The sequence below is a fragment of the Sporotomaculum syntrophicum genome (genome assembly GCF_009932395.1).
GTDB lineage: Bacteria > Bacillota > Desulfotomaculia > Desulfotomaculales > Desulfallaceae > Sporotomaculum > Sporotomaculum syntrophicum.
The window spans coordinates 361,819-385,621 of sequence record NZ_LSRS01000003.1; the positions used below are offsets into that span (position 1 = coordinate 361,819).

Here is a 23,803-nt window from a genome sequence, read left to right on the forward strand (position 1 = left end):
CCATAAGAACATCGTCGTTTAAAATATTAAGTCAATGTATTATTTAGCTATTTGGTCAGCATTGCCAGGCGTATGTAAACCATACCGGCAGTGCAGCATTGTCCATCTGGATTAAATCCCCGAAAAAACAATCTTGTACGGGATAAATTAGCTGTCAAAATAAAAAACGGGTTTATCGCTTTTAATTCTCCCAGAGATAGCAATAAAAAGAAGAAAGCTGGGAATAATATCCTCAGCTATCTCCGGCAGAACCCTGCAGAGCGCTCGGGTTTCTCCCAGCATTGCCCTATCCTCTCTGCAGGTAAGAGCTATTATGAGCCTACCCAAAATTATAGCTAAATAATCCAATTACACAAAGTTATGGACATACCCATTGAGAAAGTTGAAAGGGTGGATTAATGTTGTTTTGTTGTATAGCAAACTATTATAAAATAATATCTAAAATAAATTCACACATGACCAGGGCAGGCTCCAGGGACGGCCTAGTCATGTGTGGATTCATTCGAATAGCTGTCTATCAAGGTTATTAAGTACAACTGTCCTCGTGCTAGCCTGTTGTAAGTAATATCAATACTCAAATACCAATACCCTGTGCCCTACTATTGTAGCAAGTTGTTGGTTTAAAAACATACCTTCGAATTAAATATGAATCACGTTGCCACTTAATAAATCCGCTGTTGCAGGGTCACAGGTGGTAAAGATGACCTGATTATTTCGAGCGTACTCTTTAATTAGTTCGACAGCCCTGACTTTTCGATCTGGATCGAGATTAACCAGGCAGTCGTCGAGGACAACAAAGCCTTGCTTATCTTTAAATAGATATTCCAGCAGGGCAAACCTTAAGGCCAATAACACACAGTCATAAGTCCCCGCAGAAAACAAAGTACTTGGCAAGGCGATGTTATCTTCCTTAATGATCCCTACTTCAAGATTACCCCTTAGTTTACCAACAGAATATTTGCCCAGGGTCAGTATGGACAGGTATTTACTGAATAACTCAACCAGAGGTTCATTGGAACCTTGATCTAATTCCTTTAACTTACGGTTTAAGGTTTGCTTGATCTGCAGCAGGCAATGCAAATGTGCCAGCTGCTTCTCAAAATTAAGTTCAGCTTCCTTATAAAGAGGCGCTAATTCCTCGAAGGATACGTCAGGCAATTTAATGGCGTAATAATCCTGGGTTAATTGGATATCTTCTTTGGCGGCTTGTTCGTAAGCCGCTCTTAATTGCTTTAGATGACTTAGAAATTCTTCCGTAGTTCTGAATTCCTGTGGAAGTGCAGCTAAGTTTTGCAATTTTGCCTCTGTTTCTTTAATACTGATTAAAGTAGTAGTCAGCAAGTCAATTACTTTATCCGGGTTTTCGTATTTATCGGTCCACTCTTTAAATGTTTTAGCCAAGCTGATCACTTCTGCTTTCAGGTTGGTTAGCTCACTATTTATTTTTTGCTTGTCCTGGTTAATTTCTTTTACATCCCTGGCACTGAGGTTTTTCTCTAGTTGAATAGATGCTTTAAGCTGCTCAACAGTCTTATCCCCTAACAAGGTCTCAATTTGTTTTTGTAGGCTATTAATATCACTCTGCAGCTGCTTGTATAGACGGTGATTTACCTTGGCTTGGGCTAGATCGGGAACATTAAGCCTGGACAATATACCGGTAAGCTCTTCTTCTGCCTCTTTGTACTGTCGCTTGAGCTCGGCAAAGGCGACTTCCCCTGCCCTTACTTCCAGGTCAAAGCCATCCTCAATTTCAACACGCAGATAGCCGCTTGCCGTTAAATTGGCTCCTTCTGTGAGCTCTTCCCGCTCATGAAGACCCCTGGTGACGAAAACCAGGTAACCCTGACTCTTGTTTAATCTGCCCAGCAAGGTTCCCGCTTCCATTTTAGCTTTGGCGGATAACATGCTTTCGTGTAGTTTATCCAAACGTCTAATTTCTTCGTCCTTAATTTCAACCAGCTTATTTTGTTCGGCTATTTTTCCAGCTATCGCCTGACTAATACTGTCAACTTTAGCCAGGAGTTGTTTGGTCTGCTGAGCTTTTTGGATTAAATCAGCGCTTTTTAGTTCATCCTCTAATTGCTGTGCTTTGGTCTCCAACTTTTGCAGTTCATTCCCTTTATTACTTAACTCCATTTGCATAATCGGGAATTGTTTGTAAACTTCTCTTAATACAGCTGCTTTTTTTTGCAGGTTTAATAACTGGGATTCTAAAATTGAGCGTTGAATAATGTCTCCTTCAAATTGAGCGTACTTACTGCCCTGCTCTTTAATCTGTTGTTTCCTGGCCCGCACCGCTTTTAGTTTTTCACTGAGCAAGGAAAATTCGGTTTCGACCTTTTGCGCACTCTCCATGTCCTGCTTAAGTTGCTCTTTTTGGTAATAAGCGGCTAAAACACTGCCAATCCCTCTTTTCCAGGGGTTGTTAATACCTTTATTACCCTCGGGGCGGTTGTTTGCCAGGTCCCATTTAGCAGAATAAACCAGCAGCTTTTGATCAATTAGCTTCTTTAATTTTTCTACAGAAATCCCATCTAAAACCATGACCGCCCGTTTTAAAATATTATCAATGACAGCCGAGGTTTCCTCGTCTTTACTAATCTTCTCCAGGGCTTCCCGGATGTCTTTCTGTCTGGCAAATACTATATTTTTAAAAGTGTTTTCGCCGTAACCCAATGCCTCCTGCAGCTTTTGGGTCATAGTACCCTCATCTTTGAGCATTTTACCGTCAAATCTTACGCTGCCGGAAGGAGCAATACCCCATTCCTTACTAATTTCAAAATCCAGGTTATTTATATTAAAACAAGTTTCTACGACAGCACTATCACCATCTGGATAAGGGAGGTATTTTTCATAAAAATCTCTGCCTATATTTGTATTTCGTTTTAAGTTGTGGCTCCTAAATAAGGCGGCAAACATGGCATCTATTACCGTGCTCTTACCGGCCTCGTTGGCACCGACAATGACATTTAAACCATCCTCAAATTTAATTATTTTATTTGAAACGCCACCGAATTTTTTACATTTGATATACTTTATTTTCATCCGGCTTTTACCTCTCTGACCAATTCGTAAGCTACCTGTAGAGCTTCTTCATCGTTTTGCGCAATAAGCTCCATGAAAAGCTGGTGGGGCAGAGAACCGGCGGTAAATTCCTGGTCGATCACATCCGCTGTAATTTTTAAACCTAATCCTGAATCATCGATTAAAACATAAGCCAAGCTCTGTTCTAATTCCTGGTAGAGGGCTTGTTTTTGGTTAAATAACTCACGATCAACCCGTCCCTTGATGCTTAGACGCAGCAGGGTTTGAGTGGCTGTTTCATTTAAATATTTTTGTTTCAACCTGTCCAGGGAATCCCAATCAGTAATGATCTCTTCAGTATCAATAAATCTATAGTAGCCGGTAGCAAGTCTTTGGGCTTGAACATTCTTTTGTTCATCAATTTCAATCAGCCAGGCATGACCAACATGGGAACAGTCCATGCCATCAGGTTCGGGAGTACCGGCGTTATAAATTTTATGGCCTTTCACCAGCTCCAGGTCCGGATAAGGCACATGGGTATGTCCCAGCAGCCAAAGATCAACCGGAATATGTTCTAACTCACTAACCTGCATGTAAAAGTAATCTTGTTTTAAGTCTGGAGATAAGCCCTCCAGAGCTCCATGGGCAATCCCGATATGTAAGGCAGCTGTAGGTAGTTCATGTAATTCATTAATCCAGCCCAGGTTGTTGGCTTTACTTATTTTTTTATTGCATGGAGCAGGATAGATGGCTACATCTAAGTCATGGGTTTGAGCCAATTGATAAACCTTATTTTCATTTAATACAACAATTTTGTCGGACAGTTTTCTGGTAAATAAATCCCAAAGCTCAATCATCCCATTGTCATAATCATGGTTGCCTGGCATGACCAGGACGCAATCCCCAGCAAAATCCTCAAGTATATTAATTACTCTTTCAGCATCTTTTTTGGCTATGGTTGTTTTATCAAATAAGTCGCCGGCAATAACAAATAAACGGCACTCTTTCTCATTGGCCGTTTGTATGAGATTGGCCAGCGCTTTGAATCTTGCCTCAACCAATTCTCCCCGGATAAATTCAGGGTAACCGTTGAATTTCATACCAATATGAACATCACTGGTATGAAGTATTTTTAAGGCCATGCCCATTACCCCCTTATGATAAAAAAACGTGATACTTAAAGCATGTTCACGTTGTTTGCTCTATAAGGTTCGCTAAAACATGTTATATTCCCTTTAATATTTTACTGGAGTGGCAGCTTTAGAGAATACGGTTATTTAATTCTTCGCAGAATATACTCTTTATGCTTGTTGACCTGTTCTGCAATACGCGTTAACTGCAAAGAGTGTTGTTGGTGACCTTTGAATAGTGCGTTGAAACTCCTCCTCTTTTGATTTGTTAAGTATAACAACATCTGCAATTATGGTAAGAAAAGCTTTGTTTTTCAAAATACTTATATCTTCATGGAAAAGCACAATGCCGACCAATGCCGTTAAAGCTGTCCCCATACCAGCCCACACAGCGTAGGCTGTTGACAAAGGTAGATACTTTAAGGCCAGTCCAAATTCTTGCCCCTCTTCCAATAAGTTAAGTCCGCTATACTTTACAGCTTGGTAGCATTGAATGAATATAGAAGAATGGTGTAATATGTATTGTCAATGTGACTTGTAAATGGGTAAGTATAAAATTTATTAAATTGTAAAAGAATAGAGGTAAATTACAATGAGGAGGCTATTACATGGATTGGTTGTCAAGAACTGCTTTAGTACTGGTGATTATTGGGGCTATTAACTGGTTGTTGGTCGGTGTCTTTCAATGGGATCTGGTAGCCGCTATTTTTGGCGGTGCCGAGTTGAGAGAAACATCTAGCTTGAGCAGGTTAATTTATTCCATAGTTGGTCTGGCCGGACTTTATTGCATCACTTTCCTCTTCAGGGAAAACGCAATTACAGACAATGCTGTTAAAAATAATGATAAATAAACCTCAAGCAAAATTATGAACATCAAAACGGGCACCTTCGGGTGCCCTGTTAATTTTCTTGCTTGCAGTTTCGCCTCCGCACCGCATGAAGCAGCGTCCCAGGTAATTACCCCGGCGAAGCCTTTCCATCAGCAGAAATTGGGGTTACCCCCTAAGGTGATCGGTTTTGGTTGACGATCAGGGAAATTTAATTGCATTTTGGGAGTGATTTGGTGGGGTTGGTGGTTAATTACTAGCTTAAATTAAGCCGAATCTTTTAAGCACATACACGGTAATCATGACGTAAATAACCAGGCTTAACAGCAAGGAGATAATATCACCCAAGCAATATTGAATGGCTTCAGGGTAATTAAAGATTTTAGAGGCAAACCCAAGGTAAAAAGCCCAATGCCTAAGCCAATGCCTGCACCCTTTAAAAGGTAATAACGCCCATTAAAAATATAACTAAACATAAACGCTATGATCACGCCAAAGAAGGCACCAATAAAAAAGCGTTAACAAAGCTGAAAGCCCAAAAGACAGGGGGGTGTCCTGTCTCGCTGTGTGCCTTTAAGCTGGAATAGATTTGAGCATGTTGAAAGATAATATGATATGACGCTGATTTTTTGAGACGTTTTAAAGGGGAAGCAAATGAAAAAGCAGGATATTCGCGTTAAAGACTACATTAATACTCGTTTGCTCAAAGGGATTTTAACCGGTGCAGCCATTGGCGGGCTGGTGGGAGCGCTAGCCGGTTTCCTGTATCCAGGACTCGGCCTGGAATCGGCCTCTGTTGCCATTGGGGCAGCCGTAGCCAAAACGGCACTGGGTCTGGTTACCGGTGGTGGTATAGGTGCCCTGCTTAGTTTCCCGGCCGCCGCCAATTACCCCGTATTGGCTAAAAAACCAGCTGTGCCCGAGCCTGACCAAACGCACCAGTTGCGTGAAGAGCATTTGGAAATCACCAAAAAGTGAGTGCAAACCGGGGATGTTACGGTGCATCAAAAGGCACAGCAGAAGAAAAACACATTATTGTTCCGTTACCCGTGAGGAACTGGTCATTCAGGCTCAAGGCCTACCTGCTGATATGGTTCGGTCGCCCGCCAGGCAAGACACATAACCCCAATTTTAGGGGGTAATTTTTTGTCCGGCGTAGATTAATACCGAGAGCCTGGGGCTGTTCCAATGTAGCCTTTATCCAGATATTATAGTTAGTTTAAATAAGTTTAAGCCTGACCCTTATAGCTTATTATACACGGTATAAGCATCAACAATATTATATTGCTCTGATTCGTGATTGCCCTTAGACCCCGCTGTAACAAGAATATACTCCCTGCCATCTTTCTGCGCAAGGCTTGCAAGGCATAGACCGGCTTCTTCAGTGTATCCTGTTTTGCCGCCAAGTATTTTCCCGTCGTTAATTAATGGGCTCTCCATATTTTTAAACATTGTGTTTACAAAGGTAATCCCGCCTGGATTTTTGTTTGTCGGTGTTGTGGAGTAGATTGAAGCAGTAAAAATATCTCTAAACGTGTTGTTTTGTAACGCATAGATCAAAATTATCGACAAATCCTCTACGGTAGTATAGTGTTTATAGTTATGAAGACCGGTGGTATTGGTAAAATGCGTATTTTTTAAGCCGAGTACCATTGCTTTTTGATTCATCATCTCGACGAAACTTTGCTCTGATCCCGCAATATACTCTGCAAGCCCAATACAACTCTCCGCTCCGCTCGGCAACATTACGCCGTAAAGCAAATCAATTGCTCGGACCTTTTCACCCGGTTGAAAACCTGCCATTGACGCATCAGATTTGTACAGTTCCGGAAACATCGAATTAGAAAGAACTATACTTTCCTGTAAATCCGGTAGCTTCTCAATGGCAACAATTGCAGTCATAATTTTAGTCAAAGATGCGGGGTAAATTTTTTGTCTGCTGTTTTTCTGCATCAAAATACTGTTATTATCCAGTTGAATCAGAATCGCATTGGAACTGTGCAGGTTGTCTAAAGGTATGGAAAAAGCAGAATCAGGTGCTACCTTTAATGAAGGGACCAACGATTCGCCGTTAAGTGCAAGGTTAATTATATAAGCAAAAGCAATAACGACAATCATTAATGAAATGATCCTAAATTTTGATTTCCCCTTTTTTGTTTTTCTCATCTAAAAAACAACTCCTTATTTTGGTGCTATTTTTATTTAAGCACGGTTGGAAGAGCTATGTTGAAATTCCTTCTTATGAACATCTTAAGATTTTCTTATGACGGAAGCTTTACCATAAATATGGTATGTTCCGGGTTGCTTTCTCTGTGATCATTCAACATGCGCTGTAACAATTTCCTAATATGGTTTTAAGTGATGGTCATTTGTTGTTCTAGCACTATTAATCACCTAAATTTTACAGCATAAAAGGCGTGACTCCTACAATTAATGTAGAAGTTACGCCTTATTAGTAGACATACTCTGGTTAAATTGCATAACATAGGCCATTATCTAATTGCCCACTACATCGTTTAACTCACAGAGTCCAAATAGGATAGTCTGCGCTTATTCGATGAATTAGCGGTGTACACAAATGACCGAACCGCTAAATATTTAATTATATAGTTGTTCGAAAAGGCTTTTTATATATTTATTACGACTCTTATTTATCTCTTTTAAGACTTCTATCCAGCCGGGCGATAACGATACTTTTTTAAGGAAATCGTTTAATACCGGTATGCTTGAAACAGCCCATGAATCTTTGCTTTGCATGGCCATTTCAATAAGTGCAACCCATATCAGCCAATATTTATCTTCCCGAAAAATGTGCAATATATCGGAAAACAATTCGGAAGGCCTAGTAGCCTCAAAGAATTTTGAGTAACTTAAAAGACCAATTCTAAGAGTGCCAATGTGTTGGATCATGTTATCGGCAATAGCATTATTATCAATTACTAATTTAATAGCAATATCAATTAGTTCTTCAATCTCTCGTTTTTGCTCGTCTTCTTCTTTTGCTAGATCGGAGAACCATAGTGCATCTTTGTATTGATATCTACTCCAAAATTCAATTGAATCATCATCATATAGGGTAGTTCGAGTATTTTTTTTACAAGTGAAATCAATAGCCTCACCATTATCCAAATTGACTGCTACCAGGAGACGACTACCTTTAACACCACTTTCCATTTTAACTGAATGAACTAAAGCAGGGCTAACTATAAATTCATTGTTTATATTGGGAGCTACTGTTTTAGACTCAATAGTTACTAATCCTATAGAAATACCTCCGCGTGGTAAAAGAAAATATCGGTCTCTTTCCGTATATCGTGCGTTCATTCTTAAGCATTCACGATATAACTGACAAACAGTGTCCAGCAATAATGACTTATCATTACTATATGCAATTAAAGAATCAGAAAATAAAGTTCCTGTTATCTCCGGATTTTTATGTATTAATTGATAAGCTATATTGAAGAAGTCGTCTAGAACATCTTTTGCCCTGCGATAATCATTCCTTACCATGTTACTAAAACCTAATAGGTCCAAAAACACCAAGCCCTTCATATAATGTCCCTCCCAATAAAGCTGCTTCTTAGTTTATAATAGTTACAGTTCTTTGGCAATAACATCTGGCTATTACCGTATTATGGTATATTCGTAACTAATTTGTATTACCTATCGGCATAAGTTTTTCAATTAAGCGTAATACCCTTTTAATAAGGAAGAGGATAACTCTCCAGGCTATCCCCTCCTTATTGCCTCTTCCCTATTGTTTGCTGGTTAGCATAAGCTTTAAGTTTGTATCGTGGGTGAAGTTTTGCCATTCATGTATCTTTTTTAAAAACTGGTACATAGCCACAAGAACGTCCCACATAAAATTGCTGATTTTTGCACGTTTACACCCGTTGCCAAAGGCTTCTTAGTAACTGAAAAGATAAACAATATTACTAACACTAACTTCTTCTCTGGAATTATAAGGTCTGCCTCAGTTGAGCCCATAATCCAACTATTTTTATTTTTATCTATGATTTGGTAACAAAGAAGTGTATTTAATCCAAACAAAGCATGTCGCATAATAAAAATATGTTGTTCAAACGGGCTTTTTTATGTCTTCTATTTTAAATCTAACGTAAAAGGTAGTTCCACCCGGCCCGGTATCAAAATTGATACCGGCATTGTGCCTTATGGCAATACTGTAACATGTTGCCAAGCCTAAACCAGTCCCATTATCTTTTGTTGTAAAGAAGGGCGTACCAATTTTATCAAGAACGTCTTCCGGTATCCCCCTGCCATGATCTTGTACCGATAGCACCACTTCACAATCGTCCAAATACGTTTTAATTGTCAGATGTCCGCCCGAAAGCAATGCTTCTAAGCCATTTCGAGTTAAGTTTAAAATTAGTTGACGAATTTCCTTTTCATCTAAAAGCAAATTTGGGATTTCGTTTAACTCTAAAGTAACATACTTAGCTGATTCCATGGCATCAGCTTGAATCAAAGGAAATAAAGATTGCACTATATGATTAAGATTTTGCTTCTTAAAACCTGCAGCCCTATTTTTAGCAAGTGATAGGAATTCCGTTATTATTGAGTTGGCACGATCTAGTTCTTGGATCATCAGATTGAAATATTCTTTGTCCTGACGGTATTTATCTTTTTGCCCCAGTAATTGTAGAAAACCCCTAACTGTGGTCATGGGGTTTCTGATTTCATGAGCAATACCTGCTGCCATCTGTCCAATAAGGTTTAGTCTAGAAAGGCGGGTCATCTCCTGTTCAAACTGTTTCCTACTAGTGATATCAATAAACAAATTTAGCACCAGCGGTGAAGCATTAATATCCTGGAAAGGATATGTGTATACTTCAAATATTCTACCATTAGAGTACATTCTTTCCCAAGTTTCCGGAATTTTTGTTTTTAATACACGGTCTGATGGACACCCTTCACATGGTTCTTGTTTATTATGAATAACTTCAAAACAACGTTTATTTTTAGGTTTATCAAAAAAATCCCAAAAATACCGGTTACTAAAGGAAATATTATAATCAGAGTCCCTAAGATAAATTATTGCAGGTAGTCCATCCAAAAGTGAATAGAGTTTTTGACGTTCAGTTTTTAATGATACTACAGCTTGCTTACGTTCAGCAATTTCCAGTTGAAGTTTAGCTAAAGTTGTTTGTAGTAGTTTTGTGCGCTCATCAACCATATCTTCAAGGTGGTCGCGGTATTTTCTTAAAGTCTCTTCTGCCCTCTTACGCTGGATAATCCTCCACATGCCGCTCATCAGCAAGTTTAACTGATTAACATCGGACTCATCGTAATCTTCTTTCTTATTACCTACACCAGCCAGCATTACAATGCGCTGACCATCAAATACCGGAATATTCATATGGCGCAGCAAATGAACATGTCCTTTTGGATATCCTTTTTTAAAAGGGTTGGGAGCAGAGTAATCGTTTGTTACAATAGGTTTTCTTTGACGTACCGCCTCTCCCCAAAGCCCTGTTTTTTCTATTGGATAAATATATGGCTTATCGGTTATGGCACACTGCTTCATGGAGCTTTTTGACCAGGAATGCATTTCCAGCTCTTTTTTGTCTTCATCATAAAAAGCAATATACCCAACACTGCTTCCTGTTAGCCTGATCCCTTCCTCAAGAGTAAAGTCGGTGATTTCTTTTAAAGATTCTTCCGTCATTTGATTAAGCTTTAATAGAGCTTCGAGACGGGCTTCACTTAGTTTTAGTTTTCCTTCGATACTCTTACGCTGAGCAATTTCTTTATTTAATTTCTCGTTTACTTTTATTAGATGATCTATTATTTCCCCGCTTTGGGTACTATCCTGGGCCACACCTTCAAAGTATTCAATATTACCATTGATATCCCGAACGATACGTACGTTAATATATATCCAAGCTATGCTTCCATCTTTTCGGTAAATATTAACTCCAAAACTGTAAGAACCATTTTTTAGTAACTGTTGGATGCATATGTCGTAATCCTCTGCATTCACATACAATTGTTTTCCCATGTCGGTTACTGTATTCAATAATTCTTCAGGTGAATCATAACCAAGCATATAAGCAAAAGCAGGGTTTACCATGATGAAATGTCCTTTAGGAGAACATTGAAAGAACCCGCCTATTGTGTTTAAAAAAATATTATGGTATTTACAAACATTTTCCATTGGTACAAACCACCCTTAAAAAAATACCCGCTAAATAAATAGAGTATTCTTTGTTGGCATTATAATTTCCTTTAGAAATAATGTTACGCAATGTCAGAATGAATAAAAAACCCAACATGCCTTTTTCTTAATCCTCACAGCAATCTTTTCCCACTAATTTTGCTTAATAAAAAAAGGATAGCTCTTCCCTGGTATGAAAATATTGGACACTTTATGTCATTGCTAAACGAAGTGAAGAATCCTTTGATTCCCGTTAACGCTCAGGATGACATTTTCCATAACTTATTTTCATGGTAGAGAAGTAGATATCGGGAAAATTTAAGGTAAGTGAGGTAATATTATAAAAGCTATAGCAGTTCTGGCTACGGGCTCATTAGCAATAGGGACGAATTAATAAGGTGGGGATAGCCCGGTGATGGCTATCCCCACCTTATAAGTGAGTTTAGCGGATTTGGATGAAAATCGCAGGCTGGCGGGCAAGCAGGTGTATAACAAATCTTTATGAAGTGCCGGTGGGCTTGCAGGTTTATGATGCTTATACACTAGGTTTTAGTTGGGCCACTGCCGCAGGAGGTTGCTGAATTTCTCATAATACTCATGATCAAAGTGCTTAAGTGGTGGATTATAAAAATACTTAAATAGTGCCTGTAATTCCCGAAGACTTTGGTAAAATAGCGTGCCGCTTATACCTGACTCCCTGTTTTTTACTTGCTGTGGTTTTTTTATCCCCGTGCCCACCTCTGCAGCCAGCACCCTAGTGAGTTCGGCTAGGAATCGCATGTTCCCGTATATGCGTAGACGGAATCTTTTGTAACGCTTGAACATTATGGTTGTGTCCAATTTGCTATGAATTTCCAGGTAGGCCAGAATAAAATCGCGGTGACCAACTGACATGGCGGGATAATTACGCTCTAATGCCTGTCGTGCTTGCCAGCCCAGCCAATTAAGGTACTCCATATCAATATTGTATATATTCAAACGGCATTGGGGCTTGCCATTATGTCTCACTGTGCGGATCTTAGTCTGCAGGGCCATTTCCTGTTTCACAACCTGCAAAAAGTAAGGCCTATGGTGCCTGAGTTGAAAATAGCGAGAAATGGTTTTGGTTCCTGCATATTCCTCATAACTACCCAGCGCCCACAGTATGCCTAAGACATATGCATTTGCTTGCTGCACTCTCAAACCAGTTTTTTCAGGGCCGCTGTAAACCAGGTCTTGCATCATATCACTCATTTTGTTTCCTCCTATTCAGCATGAATCTATTCTGTAAAGTTTTTAACCATAAAAATAGATAAGACCAATGTTATTAAGGGTAATAACATTGGTCTTCCGTGAGCTGCCCGAAGGTTTCTCTAAAGCCTACCAAAAAATCATATATAATTGTTAGAATTAACTATTAAAAATAAGGTTTTTGCACTTCAATTTTTTAGCACTGGCAAGAAAGCAACAGATAAAACCGGGTTCGATCTTTTATATTATAATCAATATATCAATTTTTCTTTTCGAATAATAGACCCTTTGACACAATTATTAATTATTTTTTTTATGCTCAATATCTAGATGCAAACAAAGCCAACTGGGCAAAAAACCGAGCAATAATCCAAGGGTGGTCAATCTTGATTGGATCGGCAATATTTCCTTGGGAAAGCATTGTAAAGGCAATGGTCATATTACTGGTTGGTAACAAAACAGTGATCGCCAATCCGGTAAAAAACTAAAGGCCATTTTAGAGGAATTGAGTACCAAGCAGATATGCAAATACAGAAAAATTGTTTAATATCATAACAATGAAAAGAAGTTTTTCATGGGATAAGATAGTCTGGTAACACCTTCCTTCGCAGGTGCATAGTATATAACGCAACTAAAATAAAACCTTAGGAGGTATGTTTAATGGGTTATGGAGCATCTGGCGGCGGTTGTGGAAGTAATTTCGACGGCAGTTTCATTCTCTTTTTGATCCTAATCCTGCTGGTCTTTGGAATGGGGTTCTGGGGATACGGTGGAAAATGTTAAATTAATACAAAGCGCTCCGAGAGGGGCGCTTTTGCTTGGCATAATCGCTTCAATGCTATTTATTTCACCCTCCCTCATGAAGTGAAAAACATGTGTATCGTGGGCAAAAGCCCGAAGCATAGGCTAGCACCGATTCCTGAGGAAGGACAATGGGTTAAGGTATATATTGTGAAAGATGTTTCCAATTTTTTATTTACCACGACCACTTAAGTGGTTAACTTTATGTTAGCAATACAAACTCTTCTGGCAATTATTACAGTGTAATAGTTTTTTGTGTTGATTAATTATTTTTTTAATATATTGTTTAATCAATATAAATATTTCGGCTTGCAGGGAGATGAAAAAGTGTTGATATCTCAAATATTGTTTGGCTGGCCGGCCATTCTCGGTTCGTTATTGATTTCCCAGGTTGGCGTTATCTTGGGCCGGCCTAAATGGATATTAATCGGAGCAATGTTAATTACAGGTTTTGCTTTGTACCTAATTGCTTTACCACCGGCTATTTTTAAGCTCTTCGGGTTTTCTTTGCCATTGCTGCATCTTGCTGCCATGTTTTTAGTTTACCGGGAGGTAAGATGGGCAGCTGAGCTGCTATTACTGCCTCATCTGGCTATCGCCATCTACTTTGGTGCGGTGGTGCTCATGCAAGGCTAGTGACAAATTTACTCCACCCCTTCATTTAAAATCCAAAATTTTTAACAATTGCTAGCTCAATGACGAAGGGTATCTTTTTATAGATTTTCTCCACTTTTTATAAACAGCTCCCTCATCGTAAATTTTACGGTAAGTACGCTCTTCTAGTTTAACGTACAGGCTATCGACAATATGATATTTTCATTCAGCTGTCAGATTGTCTAGTAATTTTATCGGCACGCTAGCTACTCCTTAAGTGGACACCTGTGTATTAACTATAATCAATCCGATAATAACTATAAATTAAATCAAATATATGCTCATATAATCTTTGTTATCTATTCTAGTATAGTCTCTGCAACTGACCTATGCTTCAGGACAACTTCTGTGAAATAAATAATACTTGACTTATCCCATCGGCATTATGTATATTTATCTTAAGCATTTTTTAACATGCGCTGTCCTTTTTTTGGTATTAATGTTTATACGTTTTGAATAAAACAGCTATTTTTGAATTAAATAGAACTAAATCTATAGTAATGGTGTTGTTTGATATCTAAGTACAAGGACAAGAAGTCGCCGGCAATTATATGCCTGGTGTGTTGGAAAGGCAGGGAATAAAAATCATGTCAAATGAAGTTGATGTACTGGATATTCCAAGTGTGGAAGCGGACATATGTGTAGAATGCGAGCGTTTTTCTGACGGAAAATGGGTCAGTACGATAGCCCACGTGCCCAACGAGCTGAAGCTAACTATCTACGTGAACAAGCTGGAACTGGTCACTGTCCTGTGCACCCCAACCAAGCTGAACAACTTGGTACTCGGCTTCCTGTATGGAGAGGGCATTATTTCGTGCATTGATGATATTTTGTGGATGCGGACGTGTGAGGAAGAAAACGTTTCCGATGTGCGGTTGATCAAGCCAGAATTCACTATGCCAGCCCACCGTACTCTTACCCCCGGTTGTGGCGGTGGTGCAACCTTCACCTCTGAGGGGCAGAAGGTTGAGTCGGATTTGGTGGTTACACCAATGGAAGTGCTGGCACTGGTCAAGCAGCTTCTTGAGCAAATGGAGCTCTATAAGGTCAGCGGCGGCGTGCACACTTCAGCAATAGCAGACCATAAAAACCTGCTGGTGGTGGCTGAGGATATCGGGCGGCATAACACCCTGGATAAAATTCAGGGCGAATGCCTGATGAGGGATTTGGCCACCAAAGATAAAATTTTATTATCCACCGGCCGTATTTCCTCCGAGATGCTAATTAAGGCGGCCAAGATGCAAACACCGGTTATCGTATCACGACACTCGCCGACAGGTGGCGCAGTGCTGCTGGCCCTCGAGCTGGGCATTACCCTGGTTGGCCATGCGCGCGCCGGTAGCTTGCGAGTTTATACTCATCCGGAGCGACTGGGACGGATAAGAAATTACACAGCAGGGAAAAAGTCAGGTTAATATAAAAATGCATTTGGAAAAGTAGCACATATTATAGCCAAGGAAAGGTGAATAACATTTATAGGATGAACACGGGTTGGAAGGGGACGCGTATGCCGGTCTCTGGTATCGCTAGGTTAGCCTGCTGGCTCTGGAAAGCGTATAAAAAATGCGCGATGTTGGGCTGGACGTCAATGTCGGTGATTTTGCCGAAAACATTACCATGGTGGGGTCACCTTTCCAAAGTACAGCATTTTTAAGTGGTACCGCAATAAAAGTAACAGAGCCCCCTAGAACCATGGGGCTCTTGTTGTCTATAATAGATGCCTTGGCTAGCATCAATCTAATCATTTAAGATGTGCACAGGTAAATCTTCAACGTTTTATTGATCGGTTCCAGTACAAGATCTTATCTTTGAATATCAACATCTAATTACATCTATTAATTTATATTGTTTTATTTAATATATTTTAATGTCAAAACTCTGTTCAATTTCAACCGCTGACCTATCAAGCAGTCTAACTATACTGCTTAAACTTGTTAACAGGCTTTCGTTTCAAGAGCATACTTAAAAATAGGAGCGTTAAAAAACTCGCTAATAGACCTACATAAAGCGGATCAATTCCATTCGGGTAAAGAAAGTGCCAGATCAAATCAACACACGGGCCAATCAAAGCGGCCATTATCCCAGCCATCGGCTTAACAAATCGAGAGAAGAACACTGCCCCAAGCAGTGGGAAAAATACCGTGCAACCACGTAATCCCATTGATAAAAAGCTCCAGCCTAATATCATTGATTTGAGACTGCTGACAACAAATAACACACCTAAAGCACTTACGGTAAAGATTAATATGCGCTGTATCTTTAAAATTTTTAGATCATCAGCATCGCAGCAAATAAATCGCTTGTAGATATCTTTGGCAAGCATGGTTGATACACCGAGAGTCAAACCTGCCCATGTGCCGATAATTGCCACCAGCAAAGTGGCTAGAACTACCCCTGCCAGTAACGGCGGCAGAAAATTCATAACAAATATGGGCAGTACCTGTTCAGACGGGGTGTCGGGAAAATTAGCCCTCATAAAAAGGCCGATTAGGATGCCGCCTATGCCCACCGGGGGGATCATAAACGCAGAAACTAATGACGCCATACGAGCTGAGCTCAGGCTCTTAGCAGAAAATATCGCCTGGATGTATGTCTGGGTAGAAAGTACTCCTACCAGAAGTGAAAACCCGGCAGCAAAATCAGTGTTAAAACCGCGTCCAAACAAAGATAACCAGGGAAACGGCGGAAAATTCGTCGTCAGCCCCGACCAGCCGCCTAACATTCCATAAGCCATTACTCCACAGAAAATAGTTGTCAGGTAAATAAGGATCAGTTTTGCCACTCCAACCAGGCCTGTGCCCCAAACACCACCAGAAAAAACATAAGCCAATACAAGAAAGACACTTATTACTGCAGCCACAACCGGGCTCATATGAAACATGGAAGTAAGCAGCGCCACCGCAGAAAGTCCCTGCGCTATAATGTTTAAAAATATTCCGGCAGAAGTGAAAACACTTGAGATCGGGCCAATACCATCTCCATATACATTCACCAGAAACTGGGGAATGGTTTCAAGCTTGCTTTCATATAACTGTCGGGCCAAGCCCAGTCCCAATATGGCGCATGCGATACCCGCACCCAGAGTAAACCACCATGCACAAAGACCAAAGTTAAAGGCCAGTTGTGCCGTACCAACCGTGGAGGCGCCTCCCACCAGAGTGCCCATGATGGTACCCGCCACCACCGTAACTCCGGCTTGACGACCTCCTACACAAAAATCCTTAGCAGATTTGACCTTACACCCCGCATAAACACCAATCAGTACGATAGCTATAAGCGTTATTATAATTCCAACAATGTGGCTTGTTGTTAATGTATACTCCAATTTTATACACCAATTATTGCCGGCTCAATTCCTTGCCGCCAGTCATTATTGTTGAGTTTGAAATCTTTATCATGCTTTTTTCCTGTTGTTGTCATAATGGACACCTCCCGCCAGGTTCATTTTATCTAAGTTCTGTGTATACATCAAACCCGGTACGGGACAATTAGCGTCAACAAAATATACTTCGTCCGCGATTTGTATGCATTACTAACAGCAGATCCGGGTTTTATATGGAAATCCTTTGGAAAATTATACGCTGCTTGGTGGCAAGGTCGTGGTACTGTTTATGGACGGTAAACTGGTTGTGAACCAATGCGGTTAAAATTGGAGCGGATCTTAAATCCTTGATACTCTGCACAGCATTAATCATCGTGCGAGCCGGAATGACGATAACTGCCTGTCGTCGATATGTTTGGACATATCAATGAATAGTTCTATGACCATTGTAACCAACAATCCCTAATATGTATATTATGGAATTAAACCAAAATTTATATAAAGGGGTTGTTTTTATGTATAAATGTCGCCCCTCTCGTGCGACCGTTGAAGTAATGAATATAAGCTGCTGTGCCAGTACGCCCCTCGTCCCTAACGTAGTACCGCAGAGGGTCTGTTCCAGGTGTAACAATTTACTGCAAAATCCCAGCTTTGAAGCCGGTTTAGATGGTTGGGTCGCAAGTAATGTGATAGCCGCCGATAGTACACCTTTTGAGGGAACGCAAGTTGCCAGAATGGGCTCAGGTGTGGCCAGCCTGTCTCAGGATATTGCACTGACCAACCTGGCAAACTGCCCGTTGTTTATAAATTTTAATGCATTTCCCGGTACCGATAATAACTCTAATGGCAATCTGGTAGTAGAAGTATTGTGGCTGGACAAGAATCGCGTCACCATTGCCACCGGCCTTAGAAAAGTAATTCCAAATTTCGGGATTAATACCGGCGTCAGGTTGGCCTACTTTGACATTACCGACCAGCCGCCGGCCGACGCCGCCTTTGCCAGATTAATGTTCAGTAAAGGAACGGGGACAACTCCCAACGATATTATAGAGGTGGATCAGGTCATTCTTGCTTCGGTCAATTCAATAAATCTGGTGCAAAATCCGGGCTTTGAATTGGGGTTGACCGGTTGGACTGCAACTACATTTACACCGGTTTTCATTGAAACCTTCGAAGGTGCCGCCGCAGCGTTTACTAGCGCAAATGGCACTTTGCTTCAGGACATACCTATTACCGACCTGCCGTCTAATTCCTCTTTTTTGCTGAGTTTTGCCGCCTCTGTAGCTGAGAGTAATGTGGCCTCACTGTCCGTTCAAGTACTTTGGTTGAATGCAGCAGACGTTGTAATTGGAACTGGACTGAATATTACAATTCCTGAAAATACTTTGGATTCGCAAAGATTATATTTAACCTACCTGGATATCACAAATCCTGCTCCTGGGGACGCGGTTAAAGCAAGAATTTTATTCACTGCCTCCGACCTTTTGGATGACAGTAGTTTACGAATAGATCAGGTGATACTGGCCGGAGTCGGTACACAAAATTTGGTGCGAAACCCTAGTTTTGAAAATGGGTTTGACAACTGGACACCCGTTAATGTAACGATTGCGGATTCAACTCAGGCTTATGAAGGGAACCGGGTAGGCGTCCTGTCTGCGCAAGGCGGAGTCATCTTCCAGGATATCCCTATAGTTCGTGCGATCGGCCACTGCTTCCTGTTAAACTTTGGCCTGAAATCACCCGACGTGGATACCGGTCTAATACTGGCAGAAGTACACTGGTTGGATAACAACAACAGAGAAATCGGCCAGGGACTTAGCCTGGTCATTCCTACCCTTACCGTCCAGGGTATTTGGGTAGTTTATACCGGCATAACCGAACCGGCTCCTCCGGGTACCGCAACAGCCAGAGTACAATTCTCAAAATCGATTGGAGGACCTAATGGTTTAGTCGATATAGATAAAGTGGTATTTGGTCGTTTGGTTTAAAGAAAAGCCTATTTAAACTGCCGGGTGGCGGTAACAAATCAGACTGTATGGAATTTTGGAGGGGGTAAGTTGCTGAAAGCGGTGATGCCTGTAACGAAGGCATTACCGCACTTGTCCACAACTATTCCTAATGCGTTATGAAAGTTTAACAGGTACCAACATATTTCTTCCTCTCATACCTGCATCTAAATATGATAATCGTGATTGCCGGTTACCCAAACCAAAATGCTGGGCAGCAATACCGGCCGGCAGCCAATTACCTAAGATTTGGGTTTTATTTTGTCAGTACATAAAACGGCAGGAAAATGGGATATGATGGTGAATTGCATAAGATGAGTGAGGTGATAGTTATGGAACAACCGGCACAGGAAAAAAGCACCTGCCGCCGGCAGCTGTCGGGCATCATACTACTGGTATTGCTGTGGGCGGGACTTACAGCGGGGGGATTTTGGTATGCCGGGTATTATATTGACCGGGCAGCCCGCGAGATTCAGGAGGCCAACGCACTTAATATACAGGCGATAGAGGAGCAAATTATGTCGTTGCACAATGAAATGAGTGCCATAAAGGAAGCCCTGGATAAAACTGATGCAACTATTACCAGCACCGGTACGGCAAGTAGGGAAGTAAATAAACGGATCAACGAGATGGATGAGCATTTGAAAAGGCTGGAAAAAAGTCTTGATATATTAAAGGAGTCCGGCAATGCGGATTATTAATATCTTCTTTATTACTCTGCTGGCTCCTTTCCTTGGTTTGTTGGGCGGTGCATACCTGGAACTGCACCAAAATGCCAACCTGCTACGCATACCTGTAGAAAAATTGACCCCGACCATGACAGGTTTAGCAGAGTGCACCCTGTCTCTTGAAGAAAACATTGGTTTTATCAGGCAGAGCGCCGAAGAGCAGCAGCGTCAGCACTTGGAAAACGAGCGCATTTTGGAAGAGTTAGCCCATAAGACAGGCACACAAAAAAAGCTGTCCGATGCAATATACGAACAGCGCATTCTCAAAAGACTCGGTCCGCCCATTGATGAATACAAATCTGAGCAAGTGGAGATTCAAGTTTTTCAGTTAAATGGACTGGGATACCGAGGATATATTGCTAAAATAAAGCTTTACGACCCCGGTGTTTTTAATGTGGTACTGGGTAAAGATAAACTGGGTGTGAGCGAGACCACCAGCGCGGCTGTTAAGCGCACCGGCGCGGTGTTGGGCATCAACGGTGGAGGCTTTTTTCATATGATGCAAGACGGGAGGCAATATACCTTGCCCATCGGCAACACCATGATTGACGGTAAGTTTATTGATGGCTTCAGGCCATCCTATGATGATCTTTTCTTTGCAGGTATCAACAGCGACGGTGAATTGCTGGGCGGTGTATTTTTCGAAAAGGACAAGCTGATGCAGCTTGAACCTTTATCCGGGGTCAGTTTTGTGCCTGTATTGATAAAAAACCGCCAACCGCTGCCTATACCCCCCAAATGGCAAAACCAAAAACAACCCCGCACCATTATTGGTGAATATGGCAATGATGACCTGATTATGATCGTGGTGGACGGTCGCCAGTCCGATTGGAGCAGCGGGGTAACCCTGGAGCAACTACAAATTAAACTTCTCGAGTTGGGTGTTATCGAGGCCTATAATTTAGATGGCGGTGGCTCCAGTGCCTTTGTCTTTAAGGATCAGGTACTCAATCGTCCTTCGGACGGCAAAGAGCGCCCGGTAGCCACTAATATTGTGATTATGCCCTGACCCGGCTTTTCCTGGTTACTCCCCCGTTTCCTCCGGGAGTAGCACTATTTGCTCCATGGTTCTGGGTTTAAGTAAAATTAGCAACTCCTTTTTGGCAAGAATCAATAAATAAGTCTATGTCAGAGAGTAGTATTTTTATGATTATCGTACTTAAAATGAATTATACTATTTCTTTTTATATAACGATTCGACATAAAGTTTGGCGTATACTTTATAACTAAAATGTTCCTAAAGAAAAGTGTTGGGGGTAAATCACCCTAACCTCTAACCTGTCTTTAACCACCTGGTCCAGTAACCATTCCTTAGCGCCAAAAGTCGGGGAAGGATTTAACATGATGTATATTCCCTCCGGAACAAGGGGGAGAATAACTATCATTCTGTGATAATCCTCTTTGTTCCAAATGATAAATTTTAACATATCTATTTCCGGTCGAAGCCTGTCTAGATTGGCAAACATGGTTATACCATGACACCAGTTCAAGCTTAACATTATCTTAGTATACTTAACCAGGGGGGCAATATCCACAAAACCGTTGGTGTGCACCGTTACCGATTTAACTCGCTCGTCCTGTTCCAACAGGTCTAACAGTCTAATTGTTTCTTCCTCTTGCAGCATTGGTTCACCGCAAGCAATATACACATGCGGTAAGCCTGCCGCTAGTAGTTTTTCCGCTACCTCGGTTACTTCCATATCAATGCTGATATGACTATCCCTAGGATTCGTGTAAGGTAAGCAGGTTTTGCAATTAGAATTGCACCCCGACAAATTTACGAAAGATACCGGTAAGCCGATATTTCTGCCTTCGCTTTCGATAGCTCTAAAAAATTGCACAACCTTCATAACTGAAGTCCCTCCCGTAAATGATATTCATTAGTATACCGCTACATCTAACTTATTCAGGATCTTATTTCCAATATAATTAAACTTGAAAGCATTCTTTCGGTGGCATACTATGATAATTATGTACACCTGAACGCAATGGATACTCTTTATGTGCAAATTCGAATAAACATTATTGTTCTTTAAGCATAATATCACGGTTGAAGCATTTATCGAGTCTATCTGTGATCGTAAATTCTATTTTTTACATTTGGTCAGATTTAATTTATATATTTGGAGTAAATTATTGTATATTATACTTCTAAAAGAACATAAATATTAGCTAACTAAAAAACACCGGAGGAATTGCTTATGAAAGATAGACTAACTTTGACGAACATTCGATATATAGCAACATATACGGAAGAGAGAGCCAGTCGTGGACTCTAAATTAACTTATTTTAAAAAAACCGCTTTTAATGGCAACCACAAGCCATATCAAAATAGCTAGACAAGTAACCAATTTTTTTTCTTTTTTTGTAAACCATGGTAACTTTTGAACAGCAAAATCAATTATAATTACGGGTAATAATATATATAAACATAGTTTCCAAACAAAACCATGGTAGGAATTTAAAAGTATATCTATAATTTGCATTGCATCCCCTCCCATCTCTTATATTTCGACAGAAATAGGGTCGATCCTTGCCCACCCTCATTATTAATCTACCAAATGAACGATTGCACTATGTATTTTTTGTGTAACATTCCTGCATAGCCACGATCTCCACCGTTATACCTTGATTATCTGTGAGTCCGTTTGTTATTTGCTGAGTAAAAACTAACAGTCTGCCTGGTTATGTCAGAGGCTTACTTGTTAATTTATATATGCCGGTTGAGTATAAACTGTAATAAATGGTTGAAAGAAAACGGACTTTGGCTGTGTTTATATAATTAGGGGAAAATATCCTGGACGGTGATTGATTAACCATATATTATCGAGAGTAAGTATTTCTATGCCGAGGGAGAGAGCAAATGTTGCCATCATTAAAACAAAAGTTTGCCAAAATTTCGCGGAAAAAGCTTATGGCCGGGGTATTAGTCATCGGCCTTGTTGTGTCTGTTGTTGCTTTCAATATCGTTAAAAGCATGAAACCCACAGGAATACCGGTAAAAACAGCCCAAGCGGAAATAAAACATGTTCAGGATAATGTTTTTGCCACCGGACGGGTGAGACTGGTGGAAAAACAAGAGTTTTACAGCTATGAGGAAACAACGGTGAAAGAAATAAATGTCGTCCCGGGCGAAACAGTACATAAGGGTCAGGTGCTCGGTCTACTTGATGCCGGCGATTTAGAAGACAAGCTCAGCAACGCCAAAGCCAACTATGCGGTGCAGCAATCCAATTTGGCAAGCGCGCTGAATCCCCGGTCGGAGGAGATAGCACAGCTCAAGGCCGACCATAACAAGGCCGAAGCCGATTACCAAAACGCCCAAAACAATTACGCGAGAATTAAACAGCTGTATGATGAAGAGGCCGTAAGCGCACAGGAACTGGAAAAAGCAGAACTCGAGCTGGTCGCCAGGGAAACGGAGTACAAAAACGCCGAATCCAGGCTGAAAATCAAGACATCGGGTCCCACGGGCCCGGAATTGACCTCCCTTAAAGCACAAGTGGAGCAGGCCCGCATCCAGATGGAACTGGCCCAGCGGCAATTGGCTAGAACCACCCTTACGGCGGCTATGGACGGGGTGGTAATTGCCGTGGAGGTGGCCGAAGGGGACCACATTAATCCCGGTACCCGGCTTATTACCATCGGCAACACGGATAAGGTGGAAGTAACGGCCGGGGTGAGTGAAGCGGACAGCGGCCGGCTAAAAACCGGGCAGCAAGTGAAAGTTACTACCGCCGCGCTGCCGGACCGAGAGTATACCGGGACGCTGCACAGCGTCTCCCCCGGCGCCCTGGTGAAAACCGGAAACCAGGGCAGCCAGATCGAAGTGCCGGTGATTGTTAGGATAACCGGTGACTCCGAAGGCCTGCGCACGGGCTATACCGTGGATTTGACCATCACCA

19 protein-coding genes are annotated in these 23,803 nt (G+C 41.2%); 9 read left to right on the top strand and 10 right to left on the bottom strand.

The annotated features are described in order from the left end of the window. Positions 1-639: 639 nt before the first annotated feature. The 3 genes from SPSYN_RS06765 to SPSYN_RS06775 form a co-directional block, all read right to left on the bottom strand. Entirely contained in the window at positions 640-3,045 is a 2,406-nt protein-coding gene (locus SPSYN_RS06765; RefSeq protein ID WP_161821725.1) for an AAA family ATPase, read from the bottom strand. Beyond that, entirely contained in the window at positions 3,042-4,166 is a 1,125-nt protein-coding gene (locus SPSYN_RS06770) for a metallophosphoesterase family protein (protein WP_161821726.1), read from the bottom strand. The genes SPSYN_RS06765 and SPSYN_RS06770 overlap by 4 nt, the downstream gene beginning before the upstream one ends. A gap of 159 nt (positions 4,167-4,325) precedes the next feature. After that, entirely contained in the window at positions 4,326-4,607 is a 282-nt protein-coding gene (locus tag SPSYN_RS06775; RefSeq protein ID WP_243152948.1) for a DMT family transporter, read from the bottom strand. Between the two features lie 155 nt (positions 4,608-4,762). On the opposite strand from SPSYN_RS06775, the gene SPSYN_RS06780 reads away from it, so the two are divergent. Beyond that, positions 4,763-5,005 (top strand): DUF378 domain-containing protein, encoded by a 243-nt coding sequence (locus SPSYN_RS06780; protein WP_161821727.1) that lies wholly within the window; start codon positions 4,763-4,765, stop codon positions 5,003-5,005. Positions 5,006-5,635: 630 nt separating this feature from the next. Next, positions 5,636-5,959: a hypothetical protein gene (locus SPSYN_RS06785; protein ID WP_161821728.1), complete on the top strand. Its 324-nt coding sequence runs from the start codon at positions 5,636-5,638 to the stop codon at positions 5,957-5,959. A 264-nt stretch (positions 5,960-6,223) separates the two neighbouring features. On the opposite strand, the gene SPSYN_RS06790 is transcribed toward SPSYN_RS06785, so the two are convergent. The 4 genes from SPSYN_RS06790 to SPSYN_RS06805 all read right to left on the bottom strand — a co-directional run bounded on the left by SPSYN_RS06790 (position 6,224) and on the right by SPSYN_RS06805 (position 12,389). Further along, on the bottom strand, positions 6,224-7,147 hold the full coding sequence (locus SPSYN_RS06790) for a D-alanyl-D-alanine carboxypeptidase family protein (RefSeq protein ID WP_161821729.1): 924 nt from the start codon (positions 7,145-7,147) through the stop codon (positions 6,224-6,226). Between the two features lie 432 nt (positions 7,148-7,579). Beyond that, positions 7,580-8,533: a hypothetical protein gene (locus SPSYN_RS06795; RefSeq protein WP_161821730.1), complete on the bottom strand. Its 954-nt coding sequence runs from the start codon at positions 8,531-8,533 to the stop codon at positions 7,580-7,582. A gap of 526 nt (positions 8,534-9,059) precedes the next feature. Then, complete coding sequence (locus SPSYN_RS06800; protein ID WP_161821731.1) at positions 9,060-11,156, bottom strand: GAF domain-containing protein; 2,097 nt, start codon at positions 11,154-11,156, stop codon at positions 9,060-9,062. 549 nt (positions 11,157-11,705) lie between these two features. Continuing rightward, positions 11,706-12,389 (bottom strand): hypothetical protein, encoded by a 684-nt coding sequence (locus SPSYN_RS06805; RefSeq protein ID WP_161821732.1) that lies wholly within the window; start codon positions 12,387-12,389, stop codon positions 11,706-11,708. 657 nt (positions 12,390-13,046) lie between these two features. Here SPSYN_RS06805 and SPSYN_RS16170 point away from each other — a divergent pair. The 3 genes from SPSYN_RS16170 to fdhD all read left to right on the top strand — a co-directional run bounded on the left by SPSYN_RS16170 (position 13,047) and on the right by fdhD (position 15,256). Beyond that, positions 13,047-13,169, top strand: coding sequence for a hypothetical protein (locus SPSYN_RS16170; protein WP_279279247.1), 123 nt, complete (start codon positions 13,047-13,049; stop codon positions 13,167-13,169). A 345-nt stretch (positions 13,170-13,514) separates the two neighbouring features. Next, entirely contained in the window at positions 13,515-13,823 is a 309-nt protein-coding gene (locus tag SPSYN_RS06810) for a hypothetical protein (protein ID WP_161821733.1), read from the top strand. A gap of 605 nt (positions 13,824-14,428) precedes the next feature. Next, entirely contained in the window at positions 14,429-15,256 is an 828-nt protein-coding gene (fdhD, locus tag SPSYN_RS06815) for a formate dehydrogenase accessory sulfurtransferase FdhD (protein WP_161821734.1), read from the top strand. A gap of 497 nt (positions 15,257-15,753) precedes the next feature. Here fdhD and SPSYN_RS06820 read toward each other — a convergent pair whose 3' ends face one another. Beyond that, positions 15,754-17,166: a sodium:solute symporter family protein gene (locus tag SPSYN_RS06820; protein WP_161821735.1), complete on the bottom strand. Its 1,413-nt coding sequence runs from the start codon at positions 17,164-17,166 to the stop codon at positions 15,754-15,756. Between the two features lie 512 nt (positions 17,167-17,678). Here SPSYN_RS06820 and SPSYN_RS06825 point away from each other — a divergent pair. The 3 genes from SPSYN_RS06825 (at position 17,679) to SPSYN_RS06835 (ending at position 20,906) form a co-directional block, all read left to right on the top strand. Then, a complete protein-coding gene (locus tag SPSYN_RS06825; protein ID WP_161821736.1) occupies positions 17,679-19,151 on the top strand; it encodes a hypothetical protein in 1,473 nt (490 codons plus the stop codon). Positions 19,152-19,501: 350 nt separating this feature from the next. Then, the gene (locus tag SPSYN_RS06830) at positions 19,502-19,870 is read left to right on the top strand and encodes a hypothetical protein (protein ID WP_161821737.1); all 369 of its coding nucleotides are present in this window, start codon (positions 19,502-19,504) and stop codon (positions 19,868-19,870) included. Then, positions 19,857-20,906 carry a phosphodiester glycosidase family protein gene (locus SPSYN_RS06835; protein WP_161821738.1) on the top strand — a complete coding sequence of 350 codons (1,050 nt, stop codon included), beginning with the start codon at positions 19,857-19,859 and terminating at the stop codon, positions 20,904-20,906. Before SPSYN_RS06830 ends, SPSYN_RS06835 begins: the two co-directional genes overlap by 14 nt. A 217-nt stretch (positions 20,907-21,123) precedes the next feature. On the opposite strand, the gene SPSYN_RS06840 is transcribed toward SPSYN_RS06835, so the two are convergent. Beyond that, positions 21,124-21,747: a radical SAM protein gene (locus tag SPSYN_RS06840; RefSeq protein WP_161821739.1), complete on the bottom strand. Its 624-nt coding sequence runs from the start codon at positions 21,745-21,747 to the stop codon at positions 21,124-21,126. Positions 21,748-22,177: 430 nt separating this feature from the next. Further along, the gene (locus tag SPSYN_RS06845; RefSeq protein ID WP_161821740.1) at positions 22,178-22,384 is read right to left on the bottom strand and encodes a hypothetical protein; all 207 of its coding nucleotides are present in this window, start codon (positions 22,382-22,384) and stop codon (positions 22,178-22,180) included. Between the two features lie 377 nt (positions 22,385-22,761). Here SPSYN_RS06845 and SPSYN_RS06850 point away from each other — a divergent pair. Continuing rightward, the coding region (locus SPSYN_RS06850; RefSeq protein WP_161821741.1) for an HlyD family secretion protein at positions 22,762-23,803 on the top strand (1,042 nt) is incomplete at its 3' end.

What these genes read in the sequence shown, in the direction of transcription:
- SPSYN_RS06765 (WP_161821725.1), bottom strand. Translation starts at nt 3,045, where the DNA reads ATGAAAATAAAGTATATCAAATGTAAAAAATTCGGTGGCGTTTCAAAT.
- SPSYN_RS06770 (WP_161821726.1), bottom strand. Translation starts at nt 4,166, where the DNA reads ATGGCCTTAAAAATACTTCATACCAGTGATGTTCATATTGGTATGAAA.
- SPSYN_RS06780 (WP_161821727.1), top strand. Translation starts at nt 4,763, where the DNA reads ATGGATTGGTTGTCAAGAACTGCTTTAGTACTGGTGATTATTGGGGCT.
- SPSYN_RS06785 (WP_161821728.1), top strand. Translation starts at nt 5,636, where the DNA reads ATGAAAAAGCAGGATATTCGCGTTAAAGACTACATTAATACTCGTTTG.
- SPSYN_RS06790 (WP_161821729.1), bottom strand. Translation starts at nt 7,147, where the DNA reads ATGAGAAAAACAAAAAAGGGGAAATCAAAATTTAGGATCATTTCATTA.
- SPSYN_RS06795 (WP_161821730.1), bottom strand. Translation starts at nt 8,533, where the DNA reads ATGAAGGGCTTGGTGTTTTTGGACCTATTAGGTTTTAGTAACATGGTA.
- SPSYN_RS06800 (WP_161821731.1), bottom strand. Translation starts at nt 11,156, where the DNA reads ATGGAAAATGTTTGTAAATACCATAATATTTTTTTAAACACAATAGGC.
- SPSYN_RS06805 (WP_161821732.1), bottom strand. Translation starts at nt 12,389, where the DNA reads ATGAGTGATATGATGCAAGACCTGGTTTACAGCGGCCCTGAAAAAACT.
- SPSYN_RS16170 (WP_279279247.1), top strand. Translation starts at nt 13,047, where the DNA reads ATGGGTTATGGAGCATCTGGCGGCGGTTGTGGAAGTAATTTCGACGGC.
- fdhD (WP_161821734.1), top strand. Translation starts at nt 14,429, where the DNA reads ATGTCAAATGAAGTTGATGTACTGGATATTCCAAGTGTGGAAGCGGAC.
- SPSYN_RS06825 (WP_161821736.1), top strand. Translation starts at nt 17,679, where the DNA reads ATGTATAAATGTCGCCCCTCTCGTGCGACCGTTGAAGTAATGAATATA.
- SPSYN_RS06830 (WP_161821737.1), top strand. Translation starts at nt 19,502, where the DNA reads ATGGAACAACCGGCACAGGAAAAAAGCACCTGCCGCCGGCAGCTGTCG.
- SPSYN_RS06835 (WP_161821738.1), top strand. Translation starts at nt 19,857, where the DNA reads ATGCGGATTATTAATATCTTCTTTATTACTCTGCTGGCTCCTTTCCTT.
- SPSYN_RS06840 (WP_161821739.1), bottom strand. Translation starts at nt 21,747, where the DNA reads ATGAAGGTTGTGCAATTTTTTAGAGCTATCGAAAGCGAAGGCAGAAAT.
- SPSYN_RS06845 (WP_161821740.1), bottom strand. Translation starts at nt 22,384, where the DNA reads ATGCAAATTATAGATATACTTTTAAATTCCTACCATGGTTTTGTTTGG.